We start from the raw sequence: 20,148 nt of genomic DNA, 5'->3' as shown, positions 1-20,148 counted from the left end.
ACATAAGTTAACCAATCACTCACAGGCTTACAGTCAGGATGCATATGACCCCGTCCGAAAGGGCATTGATGCTTTCGCCCGCCTCCACAACTGTGAATACGTGGCATGGATGTATCTTCTGGATGGCGGCCGCCTAGCGCCGGTATATCCGTCCTCGTCGAAGTCTGTCTTGTTACGTTTCTTAAATGGAAGTTCCAACGATCTGCATAGCCTTCTGGAGAAGGCTGGCTCGGGAATGCCAGCATTCTGGCAACGTAAACATGCCATTCCGGCTATTGACTCCGGCGAATGTGTTCCGGCCTCTGCAATCAACTCAATGATGGTCTTCCCTCACAGCCAGGATGGATTCGGTCAGACCGTTCTTATCCTTGCTTCCCACCATGAAGAGATTGTTTGGTCTGCAGATTTCGCTGCTCAGGCCAAGCTTTTGCTTGACCTCATGGTTCACGGGGAGCAGGCTCGTCGGTTGGCTGAGATGGCTCATTCCTCAACTTATGCAGCAGAACTGCTTCTGTCCTCGGTTCCATTTCCTCTCGCCATGCTGAATGCCTCTGGGCGGTTTATTTCTGCAAATTCACATTTTGAAAATGTACTTGGATATTCGTTGCAAGAGTTATGGGCGATGCAGTACGACGACCTATTTGCAGGGCATCGCGCGGGAGTAGTTCGTAAGAAGAAGAGCGATATCCAAGTTGGTTCTCCGCACGACCAAATGTTAATGCGCAAAGACGGATCAACGCTGCTAGCAAATGTTGTTGTTACGACGATGGAAGGACTTGGTAGCCGTCAGCTTGTTGCGTTGAAGACAATTTCGGCAGTAGAGGGTGGGGAAAGAGAGCTCGAGCAACGTAAGGGCGAGATTCGCGTACTTACAGCACAGTTGCTGCGTTCCCAAGAAGATGAACGGAAACGTCTGTCGCGCGAACTACATGATGACATCGGGCAGCGGCTTTCCCTTGTAACCAGTCAGATTGCTTCGCTGTCGGACGACCCTCTGCAAGCACTGTCGGATACTTGCTCAGGGCAGTTAAAACACATTCACGATGAACTAGACACTCTCTGCACGGATCTGCACGAGATGTCGCACAATCTTCATTCCTACAAGTTGCAGCACCTTGGTTTGGTACCAGCGATGAAGGCAATGTGCAGAGACTTCGGGCGTCCCTCATTTCATGTGGATCTACATATCGATGAGTTTGCCGATCCAGTAGCGGAAGACATTGCTCTCTGTCTCTATCGCGTAGCTCAAGAGGCACTGAACAATGCTCTCCATCACGCCAACGCAGACAAAGTATGCGTCATCGTCACCAAGCTGGGTGCAACCTATTACATGTCCATTCAGGATACGGGGAGTGGATTTGATACTGGAGTGGCTAAGGCTGGACTTGGCTTGATCAGCATGACGGAGAGAGTCAAGCTGCTGAATGGAGAATTTCGAATTCATTCCATGAAAGGCCGCGGCACAGAGATATGGGCTTCCATTCCCGAGGGGCTTCATTCGAAGATGGAACTCGGCGCAATGGTGTAGCTTCTTAAGGCGATTGGAAGCCGCTTAAGGTTACCTGTCTGAGATTCAACGCGAAAACGGACAAGCAGAGCATGAAGAGCGCTGCTTGTCCGTTGGCTATTAGAGGGAGACGATAAGCCGCAGATCGCGGTTACTTTGAAGGTGGAAATACTTTGAAGAACTTGGCGATTGACTTATTCAACTTATCGATGTTTTTCTCGGGCTTTCCTGATAGATCACCATCACTTACACCGCGCCAGATAAGTTTCTTTGTCTTGGTATCAAACATCGCTATAACTAGCGTCCCCTGCCGTGTGTTGTAGGTGGACGTTGTGGCAACGCCCGGACCCCAGCCCCATCCGCCACCAGAGTAGAACGTCTGTTCCTCCTGTTGATTGCGCGCCTGTCCGAGCGCGGCAACGGCAACGTCACCACCGTCAGCAACCTTTGTCCAGCCTTTTGCCTGGAGTTGTTGATCGACGGAATTCTTTATGCGGTCAGCCCAGATGGAGTCGACGGTCTTGACTTGTCCCCAGCTGTAGGTGTGATAGGAACTGAAGTTGGTGGAATGATCGTAATCCACGCTGGTTTTCTGCGCAGAAGCAGCAACCGTGGAGGAGAGTGCAAACAGCAACAGGGTACGCGCGAGCATGGTCTTCATGGAAATCATCCTTGAAGTGAAGGTTCGGTTATGGTTGCACCAGGTTCCACGAAGGATCCGGGTCAAAGCTTGTAAGTGAAGGAGCAATCTTAGAGGTATCTGGCCCAAGATCCTTTTCATAAACGCGACCGTGAGAATCCGTCATGAACGTCATCACGCCGCTGGACTTGTATCCTGCCGGATAAGCTAGGATTGCGAATCCCTTGGTTAACGCGCCGTTCGTGAAGTAATTACGCGCGCCACCCGTAGCATGTGGTCCTTGCGTAGTGAGGATTTTGTAGTAGTAGCCACCATAGGGTGTTGGCTTCGATCCGGTCGGTCGAACGATGCCGTAACCCTGATCGGACGCAGCAGCGAGTAGCGGCCCTGCAGGGCTTTCGGTGTCATCCCCCTTGGCGTTCCAGTAGAGACCGTCATGGAAGCCTGGCCGGCTCCAAAAGTGTGCAGCATAGGTTCCGGCTGGTACTCCATCATGCGCCGTCAGGGCATAGGTACGCTGCAGCTTCACGAGTTGTTGAGAGGCCTTCATGGCGTCGAATTCATTGCGTCCCACACGACGAAACAGCAAGTTCTGCTTGCCGGCTGCCGAGTCGAAATACCATCCTGAAGCGCTTTTGCGAAGAGGAATGGGAGCTGGCCATTGCGTGGGACCAACGACGAGAATCCGGATGCCACCCGGTCCTTCCATGATTCCGTGATGGTTGTCATAAGCATCCAGAAAGGCCTGTATATCGGCCTTGTCTGATCCCGCATCACCCGAGTTCAGTAGACTGCGTCCCTCTGGACCAAGCAGTTCCGTGAGTGATTTCGTGTTGTTGGTTCTTAAAGCAAGGACGATCGCATCGGTAGCGGCTTGTGGCGATGGGAAGGTTTTTTCGTGATCTTGCGCCAGCATGGAGAGTGGAGAAGCCAAAGTTGTCATGATGGCAACCTTGGCGATCCGCGAGACTAAGAAAGTTTTGCAATGCATGTTCATCTGCGACCCCCACCGCGTCGTCCGCCACCGCCACCACGTCCGCCGCCACCGTGGAATCCACCGAAGCTTCGCGCTCCGCGAGACTGTGCCTGACGTGTAGTACCGCCATTTCCAGGATGGAATGCCCCGCCCATATCGTTGCGAGGTTGTTGATAGCCCGAGTGAGACATGGCCTGAGGCGCAGAACCAGTACGTTGTGGACTTTGTAACGCCCCGTATCGGTTCTGTCCTCCGCCATTAGGAGGAGTTGCACGACCACCATTTCCATTCGGTGGTCCACCATTATGACCGCCACCACCGTTGGGCGGAGGCCCGCCACCATTGTGTCCACCTCCACCATTGGGAGGAGGTCCACCGCCATTATGTCCGCCACCACCATTCGGCGGCGGTGGTCGATAGCCGCCACCTCCGTTGAGACGAGGACCGTATCCACCGCCACCAGGGCCGTAAGGACGTGGTCCAGGTCCGGGGCCGGGAGGCCCCCAATGTGGCGGAGGTGGACGGAAAGGTGGTGGCGGTGGTGGATGTCCCCAAGACCAACCCCAACCTCCCCATCCCCACGGATAGCTGTTGTTCATCCATGCGCCAAGAGCGATTCCAGCGCCAAAACTAATGACCGCAGTGGCAACGACCGCTCCTGTGCTGGGACCCGGAGGAGGCGCCGCGTAGACAACCGTGGGATTGTATTGCGGGACATACACTACCTGCGGATTAGCAGGTTCAATGACGATTGTCTGTTGTCCAGATGTGGTTTGAACCTCGACCTTCTGTTGCGCGTTCGTCTTTAAGTTGCCGGCCTTTTGTGCCTGTTTGCGAAGAGACTGAATGGTGTCCTGAACCATCTTCTGATTGGCTTGGTAGGCATACCCGATCTGCGCGTAGTCATTAACATGCTGCGCCATTTGATCAAGTACCTGTGGAAAGTTAACAAGAGCGATAAACGCGGGATCAAAATTCTGCTGTTGCGCTGCGTTGCTCAGTGCTTCACCTGTCAAACCTTTTTGCTGATGAATCCAGTTGTCCACGTTGACGATCTGCTGGGGGTCACTGGCGGCGTTGCAGATTTGCGAAAGCAACTGATCGGGATACAACGCTATGGGCGACATCAGCTTGTTCAACTGATCCTGTGTCGGCATCGTTGTCGTTTGAGTTTGCGCCGGTGCGGCGGCCGTCTGAGCATAAGAAAGAGTTGGTGCTACCGCAGCCATGGTCTGAAGCGCGCAAAGTGAAACGATCAGCGGCGGAACCACAAAGCCGGCGTGTCGCATACTTATCCTCCACGCGGACGTAACGAAACCTCCGCGCCCTGTAGAGAGTGACGATAAAGCCGTACCGCCATGCGCAAACACTGTCATAACGTACAGGTCGAGCGGCTTTCCGCATGCCGAGGTTTTCATATCAGTGAGCCGACTAACGGCTGTTCAACTGTAGGGATTCAGCTCAACGAGAGAGCCATCATGTCTCCGCGCTCGCGTCTTTCTGAGAACGTTCGTCATCCGAAAATGTTCAAGTTCTTTCACAAATGTCCGACCAGTCCATTGGCGCGAACCTATCTGTGCGTACAGAAAATCAGTAAGGTCTGAAATCTGCGCCTGTAGATTTGGTTGAGCACGTAGGTTCACAATGTCGCTGACAGACTGGCCAGGATACACGCGAGCGAACCACTGTAAGAGATACGTGTAGCTCAATAGCGCGTCGCCTTTCTTTGCCGCGTGGACTAACCGGCGAAAGAAAGCTGCCTCGGATTGTTGCCGTTTCTTCCAAGCGGCGTCAGCGCGAGGTCGCATGGCGCGAACCATTTGGTAAAAGAAGTAAATAACGGCCAAGCAGAGGATTGCTTGCAAACTGACCAACGCAATGCGGCGCCAATGGATGCTGGTCTTCTTCTTTGGCGTTTGTGTGGTCTGCTCATTTGGCTGCGGCGGTGGAAGCTCTGCGGTCAGCGCGGGATTAGCCGCCGCCTGGAAGGATATCGACGGTAACGATGCAGTTGCAAGACGATGTGTATTGAGATTCCACCATTGCAACTCGATCGAGGGCAGCGTGTATGCGCCTGCTTTCTCAACGTAGTATTTGGCTGTTTCAACGCGTTGACCATAGATAAAATCACCACGCGGCGTTTTCTGATCGTGCACGATAGGTTCGCTGCTGTAAATGCGAAGACCATCTGGTGCACCAAGCTGCAGCGGAGGAATCAACATGGCCTGCATCTTGCTCGCGGTGATCGTAACGGTGCGCTCAATCGTGTCGCCAGCCTGAACCTTCTTCAGAGAAGGAGACCACTTCTCCGTGATGGTCAATTGCGTAGTAGGTAGAAAGTAAGCGAGGCCACGAGCAGCAGAAGGGACATCTGCATGAAAACTGAGCGTAGGAACCGTAACCTGTGCCTTCGTGGTCTGAGGCGGCGTTTTCGCGTAGGGCACAGATAGCTTGATGATGGGAAGATGGAAATCGCCCGCCTGTTGCGGATAGACCACATACGTTTGGGTGATTCCAAAATACTTTGCATCGCCGATCTGTGTGTTTGAATTCTCTGGCCGATCCTGCGGCATGACCACTACCGCATTCTCCATTTCAAATTCGGGAAAATCCGGGGATCCGGTGAAGTAATTCGGAACGAAAACAGAAACGATTAACTTCACCGGCTGTCCGACCATAATATTTTGCGAAGGCTCGAAGTGAGCACGCACCACAGGCGATTGCGCTGCTCCATGCAATGTCGAAAGCATGAAGAGGATATAGAGGAGCCGTTTCATGGGCGGCGCTCCCTTGCGTCCTGCATGGCAAACCGTCTACGCAGGAAATTAGCGGGCGACGTCTGAATATTGCGCATCCATATGTCTGCTGTAGTGACCGGCTTGATGTTGGTCCGCGCCTTCTTTCCTTCTTTTCCCTTATCGTCAAAGCGGACCTGATCCGGAGGTAAATTGGGAGACTCCTCCGTCTGTTCCTTCTTTTCTTTCTTTTGCTCTTTGGGTTTTGGAATCAGCGACTGTATAAAGATCAGATTATCTTCCGCTTCCTTCCAATCTGGACGTCGCAACAATGCCTGGCGAAACGCTTCAACAGATGCTGGGTATTTGCCACTGTGCGCTAGCGCGTCTCCCTGGTTGAACCAGGCCTCTGCACTATCACTGAGCGCAAACGCATTCAGTGCTGCGTCGTAATCTCCCATACGCGCGAGTGCAAGGCCACGCCACATGGGGTCTTCGAATCGCTCCGCGGCTTTCTTGTATTCCTTCTTCTGGAAGTAATAGCGCCCCTGTTGGTTGGGCGTCATCCAGATATCCATCCACGAAAAATGTGACGATCTATCGGCTCCTTCCATAGCAAAACCAGAAGGTGGCAGCAGTAGACCAAACGCAAGCAGTGCTGCGGTCCACCGGATCGTCCACCCCTTGCGAAACCAGAAAGCACTAAGAACAGCAAGGGGTATGGCAACCAGATATCCTTCGTCGATCCATCGTGTTCGCGTGTCTCTGTTTTCCAGCAACTCCATGTGATGCTGCGTGTGATGTTGAATCCACTTGATGTCATCGTCGTCAGGTGTCAGGGTACTTGCATCGATGCCATCGTGACTTAGCGCACGCAGAGCAGCGACATCCAGCTTCGAGAACACACGTCGCCCACTGCGATCTTCCAGAAAATGTGAAGGGCCATCCTGAACAGGCCCACCTTCGGATGTACCCACGCCAAGAACCAGGATTTCATCGGATTGGTCTTGTTTAGCTGTGAACCGTTGAAAGGACGGCAATGCGCTTGGTTCGATCCCATCTGTAACAAAGAGAATTGTGCCAGGTACGGTTTCGTCTTTCAGAAAGCCCTCCATCGTTTGCAACGCCTTGACTGAATCCTTGCCTTCATGAGGCATCAGATTTGTCCTGAGCGTGTCCAGATAAACGTCAAACAAGGATTCATCCGTGGTGAAGGGAAGTACCATGTATGCGTTTTCCGCATAAACGAACAATGCAGTACGACCTCCATCGCGCCGATGAATTAGATCGCGTAGCTTCAGCTTTACGCGTTCCAGCCGTGTAGGGCTCAGATCAACAGCATTCATCGTCGTTGATAGGTCAAGTGCAATTACGAGTGGTGCCTTGTCCTCTGCGAAAGGAGGTTGTTCGCGTCGCCATGTCGGGCCTGCGGCAGCAATCGATCCAAGAGCAATCAGCAGTGAGAGCAGATGCACCGGACGAAAGCGCCAGCGATGCTTGCGTGGAACCATCAGATGATCCAGGAGCGCCGGCTCAATCAACCCCTGCCACGGTCGACGCGCGTTCTCTCGAACGAAGAGCGAAGCATAGAAGACAGGGATGGCCAGTATCATCCACAGCCAATGCGGCCTTAAGAAATGAAGCAACTGCCACCATTCACGCAGACTCATAGTCGCACCTTCAACATAGCGATCTCAGGTGTCTGCGTGTCCGTTGCTTTCTTCGCCTGCCGATTCCACAGACTCATTCCCATCCCGATGAGAAGCATCAGCAGGTTGTATCCCACAGTGAGTAGGAGAGCTGCACCGATCGGAATCATGGCCAGTTCACGGCGCGGTTGATAGCTTAGCGTCTTGAAATTTTGCGGAGTGATCTTATCCAGTTCGCGATAAGCACTCTCTAACTCCGTCCGGTTTTCACCATGAAATACCTTGCCGCCGGTCGAGTTCGCTATCTGTTCCAACGCGGCATAATCCATCTTGTCTTCGCCGGTTGCATGTGGATCGCCGAGGCCAACAGCATGGATCACAATATGATTCTCTTTAGCAATCTCGGCCGCACGCCGCGGCGGCATGCGGCTCCCCGTATCGTTTCCGTCGGTCAGCAGAATTAAAACGCGTTGCTTCGCATCACTTGCGTTGAACTGTTTGATGGCAAGGCCAATCGCATCACCAATCATGGTTTGCGGTCCCGCCATTCCTGCATCAATCTGTGCCAGCATCTGTTGGCAAGCTTCATGATCCAGAGTGAAAGGAGCGACTGGGTACGCCGTCTGCCCGAAGACGATTAACCCAATCTGGTCATGCTTTCTGCGGCGAATGAAGTCAGCTACCACTTGTTTCACGGCGTCCACTCGGCGCATACGCTTTCCGTCCGCGGTACGGAAGTCGCGTGTCTCCATCGACTGTGAGATATCAAGCGCGAGCATCAGATCGCGGCCAGGTTCGATCTTTTGAATCGGCGGCTCAATGTACTGTGGTCGAGCAAGGGCTACAACGATCAAGCTCCAACTAAGCACGCTAACAATCTTTTCCAGCCAGTTGGTCCGTAAGATCACCGCTTGATGTTGCGGTGTCAACCCGAGAGAAGAAGTCACGAAATCAAAGAAGGTGATCCGTAACGAGTCCTGCTCTTCACGGTAAGGCGGAAGTAACCAATACAAAACAAGAGGAAGAGGAAGGATCGCAAGCAGCCACGGATGCTCAAGCCTGTACATGCTTTTCCTCCTTTCGCATCGCAGCGTGGTGTTTGATCCACACGGAAGCGGCACTCCTCAAGGCGGATTCATTCTCACAAGAAGGTTCAGCGTCGGAGAATGCCATCGTTTCAAGCTGTTTTGCGTCTGCAGTATCGAAAAGTGTTTGCTTCGCAGACGAATTCAGAAAGGCCAGCCATGCCGGTCCGGTCAACGATGCAACGTCTGTGCGAGGCCATGCGGAGAGCGCGGTACGTTTCAGCAGTTCCGAGATGTGGTGGACATCTGTATGTGGAAGTTCGCGCAGCGCTTCGCGGCGATAACGATTTCTTGTCCAGCGATGCCAGAAGAATGCAATCAGGGCGACCAGAAGAACCACCATGATGGAAAGACTTACGTAAGAACCCGCTGTTTGCGGGTGCCACGACGGCGGCGGTGGTTGATAAAAGTCATGCAGTTGTTCCAGCGGTGCGCTCATAGGCGCCTCCGGTGTATCTCAACATTTCCCAACAGATGACAGATTTGTTGTGACACATCTTCGCTCGTGGATAGTGGGAGAACCGGAATATTCAACTCATGCTGCCAGGACAAGACTTCATTTAAACGGCCTTCCAGTGCCCTATGCAGGTCATCTCGGACGTTCTGCTTCTCCAGGTGGAGTTCGATTTGCAGCGTTGCATTCGAAACAACGAAGCGGCTATGAATTGTTGGAGCGAGCGACAGCGGATCGTAGACGAGGCAGCAGACCACATCGTTCGATTGAGAGAGGTGAAGCAGGAGCTCGCGCGTCTTTGCGTCCGCACCATCGAAGTCGCTGGCAATGAGAATTAATGCATCACGAGGTCGTAGCCGCGCCGTCTTCTCCAACATCTCATTCAGCTTCTGGGGCGCAGCTGGTTGGGTCTGGGTACTGTGCAGTTTCTGGTTGAGGTCGACAACGCGATCCAGTATGCGGAGCACTGTGGCCCGACTGCGTCGCATGGGAATCTGCTCGCTTACTGAGTCGTTGAAAACATACGCACCGATCCGATCGCCCTGTGAGAAGACACGCCATGCAAGCAGCGCAGCCACTTCTGCGGCCACAACAGACTTCATGCTTCGGCTACTGCCAAAGAACATATTGATGCGTTGATCCACCAGAACCAGTGTGGGACGATCCCGCTCTTCGGAATACACCCGAACATAGGGTTTCTGTGTACGTGCGGTGACGTGCCAGTCGATCGAGCGAACATCGTCGCCAGGTACGTAGTTACGAAGCTCTTCAAAATCCAGGCCACGCCCGCGAATATGCGATGTGCGACGGCCGAAAAGAAGACTGCGAACGGGCTGGTTGTGACGCAATGAGAAGCCGCGCGCGCGAAACTCTAACGCGATGAGGGAGTCGAGTTCCGCATATGCGCCCATACACGTCTCTTAAGCAACCGCTACTAGTTGCACTACTTTGTCGATGACCACATTGGCAGTGATGCCTTCTGCTTGCGCGTCATAGCTCAGAAGAATGCGATGACGCAGAACATCATGTGCAATGGCTTGCACGTCATCGGGGCGAACGTAATCGTGTCCCTTAAGCCACGCATAGGCACGAGAACATTTGTCCAATCCGATCGTTCCTCGAGGACTGGCACCTATCTGTATCCATTTGCGCAGATCTTTGTCATAACGTTCGGGCGTTCGCGTGGCTTGCACAAGGCTCACAATGTAGTTCTCCACGGCGTCTGCCATATGGATCGCGTGAATTTCGCGCCGCGCGTCGAAGATAGTTTGTTGAGCCACTTTCTGCTGCTCAGCAGCAGTTGTATGTACGGCACTGCTGTCCATCTGTTCTTCATCACGTACCAGACGCATTATGTCCCGTTCCGATGCTTCTGCCGGATAATCCACATACACATGCATCAGAAAGCGATCGAGTTGCGCTTCCGGTAGCGGATAAGTGCCCTCCTGTTCGATGGGATTCTGCGTCGCCATGACGAGAAATAGGAGAGGTAATGGATGCGTTGTTCCCGCAACAGTCACCTGGCGCTCTTCCATCGCTTCCAGAAGCGCAGCCTGAACCTTTGCGGGAGCTCGATTGATTTCGTCTGCGAGTACAAGGTTGTTGAAGACAGGGCCGGATTGAAAACGAAATTCACCTTTGCCTTCTGCTGTGTAATAGATCTCTGACCCCGTGATATCTGAAGGCAATAGATCAGGTGTGAACTGGATACGAGATAGACCAGCATCAAGAAATGTGGAGAGCTTCTTGATAGCGCGTGTCTTTGCGAGGCCGGGAAGGCCTTCCACTAAAAGGTTGCCGTTCGCCAGCAGCCCAATCAAGAGCCGTTCGATCATGGCTTCCTGGCCAAGTACGGTCCGGCCGATATCCTTGCTGAGACCAATAATGGTGTCATGAGGAGACAAAATACTCTCCAATCCCGAGTATTCCTCGGCCAGTGCAGTTACTTTCCATGAGAGAGAAGCCTCTCTTGAAGCTTTCTGTTAGAAGCGCTTCATGGTTCCTCATTGTGCGTGTAAGAGCATGTGGTGCCCACTGTCCGAACTGACAGTGTGATTGGCGTTGTGCTCACTCCTATGATTGCCGCACAGTGCGCTCCCGGTCGCTGCCCAGCGATTCGCGTGTGCAGAGTGGAACTCGTGAAAAGGAGACGTGCGATGCTTTCAAAGACGAAAATGCTGCGGTGGACGTGCGGCATGCTCGGGATGGTGGCGCTGGTCGGGGGCTGGGCTAGGGATGCCAGTGCGGAAGCCAGTAAGCCGAACATCCTTGTCATCTTTGGCGATGACGTAGGGCAGGCGAACGTTAGTCGCTATACGCATGGTGTGATGGGTTACAAGACGCCAAACATAGACAGTATTGGTGAGCAGGGCATGACGTTCACTGATTACTACGCCGAGAATAGCTGCACCGCCGGCCGTTCTTCTTTCATCACAGGGCAATCCCCGGTCCGCACGGGTCTTTCAAAGGTGGGTGTCCCGGGCGCACCTGTAGGTATCCAGAAACGCGACATCACCATTGCAGAAGCCTTGAAACCTCTTGGCTACGCTACAGGACAGTTCGGAAAGAACCACCTCGGCGATCGCGATGAGTATCTTCCCACCAACCACGGTTTCGACGAATTCTTCGGCAATCTCTATCACTTGAACGCCGAACAGGAACCGGAGATGCCTTATTGGCCAACGGATGATCCGACCTTCTTGAAGGTATATAACCCGCGCGGTGTTCTACACAGCTACGCAGACGGAAAAGTCGAAGACACCGGTCCGCTGAACATTAAGCGCATGGAAACCATCGATGATGAAACAACGGGCTCTGCGATGGACTTCATGGATAAGCAAGTGAAGGCGGGCAAGCCGTTCTTCACATGGATGAACTTCACACGCATGCACATCTTCACGCATGTGCGCCCGGAATATATCGGCAAAGCGGGCCTTGGGAAAGGCTACGAATATGCCGATGGTATGTGGGAGATGGATCAGAACGTCGGCAAGTTGTTGAAGAAGGTGGATGATCTTGGCATCAAAGACAACACCATTGTTCTGTTTACCACCGATAACGGTCCGAATATGTTTACATGGCCCGACGCTGCCATGACACCCTTCCGCAATGAGAAAGATTCCAACTATGAAGGGGCATTCCGTGTTCCGGCCGTTATTCGCTGGCCTGGACACATCAAGGCAGATCAGTGGTCAAACGAGATTGTCTCTGGCCTCGATTGGTTCCCAACCCTGGTCGCGGCCGCAGGAAATCCCAATATCACGCAGCAGTTGCTAAAAGGAACTGGCCCGGGCGGTATGGCCCACAAGGTCCATCTGGATGGTTACAACATCCTCCCGTACCTCGAAGGAAAAGAAGAGCACTCGCCTCGCAAAAACTTCTTCTATTTCGATGACGATGGCGTCCTAGTAGGCGTGCGCGTGAACAACTGGAAGTACGTGTTCTGTGAACAGAGAAGGCCAGGCGGATATGAGGTGTGGTCAAACCCGCTTGTCTGTCTTCGCATTCCTAAAATTTACAACCTACGTATGGATCCTTACGAACGCGCGGATATGTCTTCGGACCAATACAACGATTGGCAAGTCCACAATGCTTATCTCGCAATTCAGGGACAAATGGCTGCGGGCGAGTTTGTGGAAACTTTCAAAGAGTATCCGCCAAGCCAGCCTCCAGCCAGCTTCACAATTGATCCCGAAATCATTGTGAAGGCCGCCAGGCAGGCTGCAGCGCAGAAGAAATAGTCTGCAAGTAATAAACGCTACATAGTACGTGGTCCTCTTCATGGCCGGATAAATCGCAATCGTCGGTTTGTCCGGCCAATTTTTTCACAGGGAGAGTACATGCCGGCTGCAACGATGATTGCTAAACAAGAAGAAACAACGAACTCGATTTCAGCACTCCATTCGAGGCGCGCCAGGCTCATCGTCGCACTCACGTTCTCTGGCGTCTCTGCACTCATCTTTCAAATTCTGTGGGCACGGGAACTTTCTTTGGTGGTTGGCGTCGAAGTCTATGCGATCACACTTGCGATTTCGGCGTTCTTCGCAGGCATCGCAGGTGGAAGCGCGCTCTTTGGACGCATTGTCGATCGTGTTGTTTCTCCTGCTCGCCTTTATGCAATCCTCGAAACTGGCATAGCTGTAACTGCAGTAGCCGTCACTCTTCTATTGCCGTCAATGTCCGTGATGTATGCGAAGCTGCAGGACCATGTGGGACTACTGGCACTTGTTTTTCCCTTTATCGTTGTGAGTATTCCGGCATTGCTCATGGGAGGAACACTCCCTGTCGCTGTACGTGCATTGAAACCGCAGTCTCATCGTGTCGCTGTGGATGGTGGTTTCCTCTATACCGCCAACACCGCAGGCGGTATCGTCGGCGTTCTGATCGCAAGTTTCGTTCTTATTCCTTGGATCGGCATTCGGGGAACTGCACTCGTCGCGGCGCTTCTCAATCTCATTGCGTGTGCAGTGATGTGGCAACAACGAACGCAAATTGAGCATGAGGACGAGAAAACATCTGTGGCGGAAAAACGCCATGTTCCCTCTGGCATCGCATCGCACCTTCCGCTCGCCTTGTACGCACTCGCAGGCGCGGTCGCACTCGGGTATGAAGTTGTCTGGTCACAGGCCATTGGACAATTCGTCAGTACGCGTGCATTTGCCTTTTCCATTGTGCTCGCGGTGTATCTTTCAGGCCTTGCACTTGGTGCATGGTTCGGCTCTCGTTTGGTGAAGCGTGGGATGGATTCATGGGGAATGTTCGGTCTGCTCATAAGTGGCGCAGGCCTGATCTCCATGTTGGAGTTTTCCATGATGGGCCGGTGGACAGTATCTACACAGATGTGGATTGGTGAGGTTGTCCTGAAAGGCACGGGAAGCGATGCCTTACGCATGTACACAAGCTTCGCCACTGCAGGCATCGGACTGGTGTTTCTTCCCACTCTATTGTTGGGAGCAGCGTTTCCCGTCGCATTACGACTAGTCGCCGGAAGGTTCGGTGAGGGCCGGTCCGTGGGCAATGCGTTGAGCGCAAACACCGCGGCGGGAATCGTAGGAACCATGATCACGGGCTTCGTGATGATTCCGACACTGGGCATTGTGAGAACCCTTGCTCTCCTTACGATCGGTGCTGGAGCAATTGGTGTTGCCGCAACAGTTTTTGCAACGCATCGTTGGATGAAGTTGTTTGTCGTCGTTACCGCTCTATCGACAATGTTCGCAGCCGCCATGACGCCCGCCGACCGCCTCGCGAATTTGCTCCTCGTTACGAGAGGCGGCGGTGCCCTGATCTTCTATGAAGAGGGACGCGGCGCTACGGTTGCAGTTGCCCAACAGCGCTCAAAAGACAATGTATTCCGACGTCTGTTTGTGCAGGGCGTATCGAACTCCGGCGATGCTATGCCATCTATGCGCTACATGCGTTTGCAGACCATGATTCCACTGTTAATCCACAGTGGCGAACCGAAGTCGATCATGGTCGTAGGATTTGGCACGGGCATTACGGCAGGAGAAACACTGCGCTACCCCGGCCTGACGACGCGCGTGTGTGCCGAGCTTTTACCATCCATAGTGCGTGCTGGAAAGATGTTCCCAGAGAACTACAACGCGTCGGACGATAACAGACTGAGTATCCGCGTGCGCGACGGCCGTCAGGAATTGATCCGTAGCGATCAGTCTTACGACGTGATCACGCTAGAGCCGCCGCCACCCTCTGCACAGGGAGTGGCTAATCTCTACTCATTTGAGTTTTATGAGTTAGCAAAGACCCGGCTCAATCAGAATGGAATCCTTGCACAGTGGCTTCCCATCGCCACACAGAACGAGCAACAGACGCGTGAACTGGTGCGCAGCTTTCTGAATGCATTCCCTTATGCAACACTCTGGACGACAGAACTGCATGAGATGTTGCTCGTAGGTTCGCCGCAGCCAATTCGCATAGACGTCCGCACATTGCAGGAACGTTTCGCACCAGAAAGCGTTGTAGCCAGCATGAAGGGCGTCGGCATCGATTCTCCTGCTGCCGTACTTGCCACATGGATTACAGATCGAGCTGGCCTGGAACATTTTGCAAGCGATGCACGCCCGGTGACGGATGATCACCCACGCATCGAATACGGGCCCTGGGTGCGTCAGGACGAGATCACGCGCGTGTTACCTGATTTGCTTGACCTGAAAACAGAAGTTCCTGCAAGCGGTGTGGATGGTGAACTAACCGCCGAGATTCATCGAAAGCAGGCGGCGCTCTTCGACTTTTACGCCGCGGGGCTCGCTGCCTATGCTGGGGATCGTAATCGATGGGAGCAGGCGATTCGAAGCGTCGTGACGACTGACCCTGAAAACGCCTACTATCAGTGGATCATCGGAAGGGAATAAGCAGGAACATCTCTTTACGCTCGTACGACATATCGACCTGTCAGTTGTGACAGTAGGTCGTTCCCTCCCGATTTGCGATACCTGAAGCACGAGTGACTTTGCACTCCCTCTGCAAGGTCTACGGAATGGGGTACCCCATGAAGACTTCAAAAAAGTCGGCGTCTAAAAAACAATTCAGCAGGACGCCGGTACCGTACATTCTTGTCGGAGTGTTGTTGATTGCTGCTGTCGCAGTTGCGATTGTGATTCGAAAGCCAGTTCACGCAGCTATAGCCTTACCTGCTGTTTCCGATGACAAGCACGATGCTAGCCCCATCGAAAACGCGAAGGCCGACAACCAAGAGCCCGATGCGATGAAGCACGATGGCCCGATGAGTCAGAGCGAATCATCCTTTCAGCCGACGGTGTTGAATACAGCAAAGCCATCTAGTGTAATCCCGGAAGGCATGTCGTGGATTCCCGGTGGCGAGTTCTCGATGGGAGCACAGGCACCGCCTGGAACCAACGACGTCGGCATGAGGGCAACGTATGATTCCCGTCCCATTCATAGGGTTTACGTTGATGGCTTCTACATGGATAAGACGGATGTGACCAACGCGGAATTCTCCAGATTCGTTAAGGCAACGGGTTACGTTACAGTCGCCGAACGAAAGCCGCGCGCAGAGGATTATCCTGGCGCACCGCCGGAAAATCTCGTTGCGGGTTCTGTTGTATTTACACCACCTGATCACCCAGTTGCACTTGATAACTATTTCCAGTGGTGGCGTTATGTGCCGGGTGCAGATTGGAAGCATCCACAGGGACCAGCCTCAAGCATTGATGGCAAAGGCGACTATCCCGTGGTCCAGATTGCCTACGAGGATGCGCAGGCCTACGCAAAGTGGGCAGGAAAGCGTTTGCCAACAGAAGCAGAGTGGGAGTTTGCAGCACGCGGTGGACTTACAGGGAAACCCTATGTGTGGGGTGATGAGTTTCGTCCTCATCAGCACTGGATGGCGAACACCCACGAAGGACACTTTCCCGATACGAATACTGGTGAAGACGGTTATGTTGGAACCTCTCCAGTGAAACACTTCGCCCCGAACAACTATGGGTTGTACGACATGGCGGGCAATGTCTGGCAGTGGACGTCGGATTGGTATCGCCCCGACTACTACAAGCAGCTAAGCGCGCAGGGTGAGGTAACCCGCAATCCGCAAGGGCCTGAATCATCATGGGATCCCTCTGAACCCGGACACGAGAAGAAGGTCCATCGCGGCGGATCGTACCTATGCACAGACCAATACTGTTCGCGCTACATGCTGGGCACTCGTGGCAAAGGCGATGCGGATACCGGAACAAATCATCTTGGATTTCGCTGCGTGAAGGACGTGAGACCGAACTCGTCCATGGTGGCCGCGAAAGACTCCGAAAAACAAACGTCCCCCAAATCTTAAGTCAGGTGTGGTGAGAGCATCATGTTGATACGAGTTTCGACTCTCGTTCTGGCGTGCAGCTTGGTTCTATCAGGATGTCAGAATTCGCCAGACGTAAAGACTGCAAGTGTTGATCCTCTGCCGTCATGGAACGACGGGCCAGCAAAAAAGGCCATCGTCGATTTCGTGGGACAGGTAACAGCCAAGGGGCCTAACTTCGTCCCGGTGGAGGATAGAATTGCCACCTTCGACAATGATGGAACGCTTTGGGTTGAGCAACCGATCTATACCGAGGTGATCTTCACCGAGGCTCGCGTTCAGCAGATGGCCGCAGACCATCCGGATTGGAAAAAGAAGCAGCCGTTTGCCGCCGTGTTGAATCATGACGCAAAGGCGCTCGCTGTCAGCGGAGAAAAGGGAACCGCCGAACTGCTTGCCGTTACTCACACTGGTATGAGCGACGAGCAGTTTGATGGGATTGTGACGAGTTGGATGGCGACGGCGAAACATCCTCGCTTCCAACGTCCGTTTACAGAATGCATCTATCAACCCATGGTGGAGCTACTGCGTTATCTGCAGGCGAATGGCTTTACAAACTACATCGTCTCTGGTGGTGAGCAGGAATTTATGCGCCCGTGGACAGACAAGACCTACGGAATTCCCCGCGAACGTGTCATTGGAACGCAGATGAAGACGGCGTTCGTGAACAACGGAGGCGGCGCCGCTCTTATGCGCTTACCGCAGCTTGACTCAATGAACGACGGTCCTGGAAAGCCAGTCAACATCGGTCGATTTATCGGCAGGCGCCCCATTGCTGCTTTCGGAAATTCTGATGGGGACGAACAAATGTTGGAATACACCACTGCTGGCAGTGGCCTGCGGTTTGGCGCGTTAGTTCACCATACCGATGCGGTGCGGGAATACGCCTATGACCGAGAGTCGAAGGTGGGAACTCTCGATAAAGCATTGGATGAGGCCGGTGAAAAGCATTGGACGGTCATCGATATGAGATCAGATTGGAAGTCGATATTCTCCGGACAATAGTGTGAACTGGGTAAGTAGATTCACTATCTACTTACCCAGTCTCATTTTCAATGAGAGGTGACGGTATAGGACTCACCAGCTACCGGGCGGAAACGGTAAGCAAATCCCGCCTTGCTAGCTGCAATCTCTTTCCCCGCATGATCCTTCACCACAACCTTGCGCGCTCCCTTCAAGGAGGCGGCGACCGTCATGCGGATCGGACGCGGATCATCGGGTAATGACAGCGTAATCGAACCTTTGAGAGCAATCGGGTAGATGCACGCGAAGACGTCGTTGTCTTGCTTCTCCAGTGTGATGCCAGTGCCTCCAACAAAGAGAGGAATCTTCTCCACCGGCAGCGAAAAGGAGCGCAGTACCTGGTTGCCCTGATAGATGGTTCCCGTCTCAAAGTCCATCCATTCGCCCGCAGGAAGATAGATGTCCCGTGTCGTCGCTGTCGCGTAGTCGTTTCCGTACAACGGTGCCGCTAGCAATGCTTCGCCGATCAACCACTCATAGCGATGATCTGTCGCATTCTCATGTCCGTAGACGGCGCTGTCAGTTGGGTAGGCAATGGGCAGTGGTGTCATCGTCCACGGATAGCCATCCGTCGCAAAGCGGCGCCCATACTGAAACAGGTAAGGCGAGATGCGGTCATGTAGCTGCGCTGCTTTGCGCATCACATTCGCAACCTCAGGACGGAAGCTCCACGGCGGTTCGCCCATGCCCATGCTGCTATGCAGAGAGGCCCACATAGCATTGCGCATCATGTAGGTTTCCATCTGTGGTGTGCGCTGCGTGTTGAAGTGGCTCTCGCCGAAGGTCCCACCAACGATATCCGGATACACCAGCGGAAATCCTGCATAGGCGAGCGCGAGTGCATTTACCGGACCGCGATCCTGGTCCTGGTTGTAGTTGAAGTCGTTGATGCGGTGCAGATCCCCATTCGAGGAAAGATAACCATTGCGTTCAATGATGAGTTGATTCTGCGCCATCAGTCGGTCGTTGGTGGGATCCACTTTGTCATCGCGCAGAGGATACTTCCCATAGCCATAGAAGTCCTCCTTCCACCCGCTCACGCCGTAGTCCTGCCATTTCTTGACCAATCCCATGTACCAATTCAGTGCAGCAGGATTGTGTGAGTCCAGAAGGTAATACGGCATCTTGGGCCAACCACCCGTAAAGGATTCAGCCTTGCCGCTTGCATCTTTCAGGAAATAGCCATGCTTCGCGCCTTCATCGGAGTAAGGACCTGTTGTGATGAAGGTGATGCGAAGGCCAAGCATGGATACAAGGCCCTCGTCTTTGAAATGCTGGAACATCCCACGCGGATCGGGATACTTATCTTTATCCCAATAACCGAAGGACGTGGTCTCATGCATGGATTCGGGTTGTGCCGGCCAGAAGCCGGAACCCACCACAATCCAACGAAGAGGGAAGCCATCCTTCAGATAATGGTCAATGCTCTCTGTATCCGTCTTCTGGTTGGTGTCCCAACCAAGTGCGCCAAACGCTTCCCAGCCCACACCGAATGCCGCATACTTCGGCGTCATGACCCGATATCCAGCAGCGTTCCGAGCAGCCAGATATGCAGCGTAAATTGCATGCGGATCACCGAAGAAATAGTGCATGCGCACGTCGCCATGCGCGTGTTCCACGCCCTGCACAATCTCATTGCTGCTGGTGTGGACAATCTTGCGATACGGGTCGATCAGGAGTTCCGCAAATCCTTGCTTTGGATAGATGATGAAGTTGCTCACGAGCCGGGTAAGGCCTTGTCCAGACAGGAAGATATCGTCCTTAAAGCCCGTCACGTCCGTGTTGAATTGTTTGTTCTCAAGCGTTGAGAATTGCTTTTGCTCCACTGCGTGATCAGCCAATCCATAGGCAGGCGATGCGCCAGCGGTGACGAATCGTACCTCTGCTCCCTCATGAGCCGGATGCACGGTTAGCGCGACGTGGTGTGGCTCAATACGAACGGAGACAGTCGCCTCTTCTCCTACAGCCGTTTTGCCATGCAGAGTGCATGGAGAGGCTGTACAGGTATCCGTCAATGTCAACGGACTGCCGTTGATCAAAATACCCGCAGTAGGTGAAGCGGTCACCGTTCTGCTGCCATTGCTGTCAATCGAAAATCGCGTACCCGCACGCTCCGCATGAAAGGCAATTCCGGAGGAAGAGAGCTGGATATTGCTCTGAGCGATGGCGCTGAAAGGAAGTAGAACGGCGACAGCCATAATCGCCGTCGAGGGACGAAAAGGAAGCAAGATCAATCCTCCAACAGGCGGCCATG

The 20,148-nt window shown here is 53.4% G+C and carries 15 protein-coding genes; 5 read left to right on the top strand and 10 right to left on the bottom strand.

The window, feature by feature from the left end; genetic code table 11:
- Positions 1 to 109 precede the first annotated feature (109 nt).
- Positions 110 to 1,528 (top strand): ATP-binding protein, encoded by a 1,419-nt coding sequence (locus BLT38_RS11805; RefSeq protein WP_172838255.1) that lies wholly within the window; start codon positions 110 to 112, stop codon positions 1,526 to 1,528.
- A gap of 130 nt (positions 1,529 to 1,658) precedes the next feature.
- Here BLT38_RS11805 and BLT38_RS11800 read toward each other — a convergent pair whose 3' ends face one another.
- The 9 genes from BLT38_RS11800 to BLT38_RS11760 all read right to left on the bottom strand — a co-directional run bounded on the left by BLT38_RS11800 (position 1,659) and on the right by BLT38_RS11760 (position 10,950).
- On the bottom strand, positions 1,659 to 2,168 hold the full coding sequence (locus BLT38_RS11800; RefSeq protein WP_172838254.1) for a DUF4136 domain-containing protein: 510 nt from the start codon (positions 2,166 to 2,168) through the stop codon (positions 1,659 to 1,661).
- Between the two features lie 28 nt (positions 2,169 to 2,196).
- Positions 2,197 to 3,090, bottom strand: a complete 894-nt coding sequence (locus BLT38_RS11795) for a DUF2950 domain-containing protein (protein WP_172838253.1) — start codon at positions 3,088 to 3,090, stop codon at positions 2,197 to 2,199.
- 50 nt (positions 3,091 to 3,140) lie between these two features.
- Positions 3,141 to 4,412, bottom strand: coding sequence for a DUF3300 domain-containing protein (locus BLT38_RS21045; protein ID WP_172838252.1), 1,272 nt, complete (start codon positions 4,410 to 4,412; stop codon positions 3,141 to 3,143).
- Between the two features lie 153 nt (positions 4,413 to 4,565).
- Positions 4,566 to 5,900 carry a BatD family protein gene (locus tag BLT38_RS11785; protein ID WP_083345353.1) on the bottom strand — a complete coding sequence of 445 codons (1,335 nt, stop codon included), beginning with the start codon at positions 5,898 to 5,900 and terminating at the stop codon, positions 4,566 to 4,568.
- The gene (locus BLT38_RS11780; protein WP_083345352.1) at positions 5,897 to 7,528 is read right to left on the bottom strand and encodes a VWA domain-containing protein; all 1,632 of its coding nucleotides are present in this window, start codon (positions 7,526 to 7,528) and stop codon (positions 5,897 to 5,899) included. The genes BLT38_RS11785 and BLT38_RS11780 overlap by 4 nt, the downstream gene beginning before the upstream one ends.
- Positions 7,525 to 8,574, bottom strand: a complete 1,050-nt coding sequence (locus BLT38_RS11775) for a vWA domain-containing protein (protein WP_083345351.1) — start codon at positions 8,572 to 8,574, stop codon at positions 7,525 to 7,527. The genes BLT38_RS11780 and BLT38_RS11775 overlap by 4 nt, the downstream gene beginning before the upstream one ends.
- Positions 8,561 to 9,031 carry a DUF4381 domain-containing protein gene (locus BLT38_RS11770; protein ID WP_083345350.1) on the bottom strand — a complete coding sequence of 157 codons (471 nt, stop codon included), beginning with the start codon at positions 9,029 to 9,031 and terminating at the stop codon, positions 8,561 to 8,563. Before BLT38_RS11770 ends, BLT38_RS11775 begins: the two co-directional genes overlap by 14 nt.
- A complete protein-coding gene (locus tag BLT38_RS11765; RefSeq protein ID WP_083345349.1) occupies positions 9,028 to 9,957 on the bottom strand; it encodes a DUF58 domain-containing protein in 930 nt (309 codons plus the stop codon). Before BLT38_RS11765 ends, BLT38_RS11770 begins: the two co-directional genes overlap by 4 nt.
- A 9-nt stretch (positions 9,958 to 9,966) precedes the next feature.
- Positions 9,967 to 10,950 (bottom strand): AAA family ATPase, encoded by a 984-nt coding sequence (locus BLT38_RS11760; protein ID WP_083345348.1) that lies wholly within the window; start codon positions 10,948 to 10,950, stop codon positions 9,967 to 9,969.
- A 252-nt stretch (positions 10,951 to 11,202) separates the two neighbouring features.
- Here BLT38_RS11760 and BLT38_RS11755 point away from each other — a divergent pair, with 252 nt between their 5' ends.
- The 4 genes from BLT38_RS11755 to BLT38_RS11740 all read left to right on the top strand — a co-directional run bounded on the left by BLT38_RS11755 (position 11,203) and on the right by BLT38_RS11740 (position 17,876).
- A complete protein-coding gene (locus BLT38_RS11755; RefSeq protein ID WP_083345347.1) occupies positions 11,203 to 12,786 on the top strand; it encodes an arylsulfatase in 1,584 nt (527 codons plus the stop codon).
- 99 nt (positions 12,787 to 12,885) lie between these two features.
- Entirely contained in the window at positions 12,886 to 15,417 is a 2,532-nt protein-coding gene (locus tag BLT38_RS11750) for a fused MFS/spermidine synthase (RefSeq protein WP_231966442.1), read from the top strand.
- A gap of 137 nt (positions 15,418 to 15,554) precedes the next feature.
- Positions 15,555 to 16,853, top strand: coding sequence for a formylglycine-generating enzyme family protein (locus BLT38_RS11745; RefSeq protein ID WP_083347061.1), 1,299 nt, complete (start codon positions 15,555 to 15,557; stop codon positions 16,851 to 16,853).
- A gap of 21 nt (positions 16,854 to 16,874) precedes the next feature.
- On the top strand, positions 16,875 to 17,876 hold the full coding sequence (locus BLT38_RS11740) for an HAD family hydrolase (RefSeq protein WP_083345346.1): 1,002 nt from the start codon (positions 16,875 to 16,877) through the stop codon (positions 17,874 to 17,876).
- A gap of 47 nt (positions 17,877 to 17,923) precedes the next feature.
- On the opposite strand, the gene BLT38_RS11735 is transcribed toward BLT38_RS11740, so the two are convergent.
- Positions 17,924 to 20,122 (bottom strand): TIM-barrel domain-containing protein, encoded by a 2,199-nt coding sequence (locus BLT38_RS11735; RefSeq protein ID WP_172838251.1) that lies wholly within the window; start codon positions 20,120 to 20,122, stop codon positions 17,924 to 17,926.
- Positions 20,123 to 20,148 lie beyond the last annotated feature (26 nt).

Source organism: Terriglobus roseus, assembly GCF_900102185.1.
GTDB lineage: Bacteria > Acidobacteriota > Terriglobia > Terriglobales > Acidobacteriaceae > Terriglobus > Terriglobus roseus_A.
Note: the sequence above shows the minus strand (reverse complement) of the source record. Positions and strands in the feature narration are given on the sequence as shown.

Coding starts and splice junctions, on each gene's coding strand:
- BLT38_RS11805 (WP_172838255.1), top strand. CDS start 110: ATGTATCTTCTGGATGGCGGCCGCCTAGCGCCGGTATATCCGTCCTCG.
- BLT38_RS11800 (WP_172838254.1), bottom strand. CDS start 2,168: ATGAAGACCATGCTCGCGCGTACCCTGTTGCTGTTTGCACTCTCCTCC.
- BLT38_RS11795 (WP_172838253.1), bottom strand. CDS start 3,090: ATGACAACTTTGGCTTCTCCACTCTCCATGCTGGCGCAAGATCACGAA.
- BLT38_RS21045 (WP_172838252.1), bottom strand. CDS start 4,412: ATGCGACACGCCGGCTTTGTGGTTCCGCCGCTGATCGTTTCACTTTGC.
- BLT38_RS11785 (WP_083345353.1), bottom strand. CDS start 5,900: ATGAAACGGCTCCTCTATATCCTCTTCATGCTTTCGACATTGCATGGA.
- BLT38_RS11780 (WP_083345352.1), bottom strand. CDS start 7,528: ATGAGTCTGCGTGAATGGTGGCAGTTGCTTCATTTCTTAAGGCCGCAT.
- BLT38_RS11775 (WP_083345351.1), bottom strand. CDS start 8,574: ATGTACAGGCTTGAGCATCCGTGGCTGCTTGCGATCCTTCCTCTTCCT.
- BLT38_RS11770 (WP_083345350.1), bottom strand. CDS start 9,031: ATGAGCGCACCGCTGGAACAACTGCATGACTTTTATCAACCACCGCCG.
- BLT38_RS11765 (WP_083345349.1), bottom strand. CDS start 9,957: ATGGGCGCATATGCGGAACTCGACTCCCTCATCGCGTTAGAGTTTCGC.
- BLT38_RS11755 (WP_083345347.1), top strand. CDS start 11,203: ATGCTTTCAAAGACGAAAATGCTGCGGTGGACGTGCGGCATGCTCGGG.
- BLT38_RS11750 (WP_231966442.1), top strand. CDS start 12,886: ATGCCGGCTGCAACGATGATTGCTAAACAAGAAGAAACAACGAACTCG.
- BLT38_RS11745 (WP_083347061.1), top strand. CDS start 15,555: ATGAAGACTTCAAAAAAGTCGGCGTCTAAAAAACAATTCAGCAGGACG.
- BLT38_RS11740 (WP_083345346.1), top strand. CDS start 16,875: ATGTTGATACGAGTTTCGACTCTCGTTCTGGCGTGCAGCTTGGTTCTA.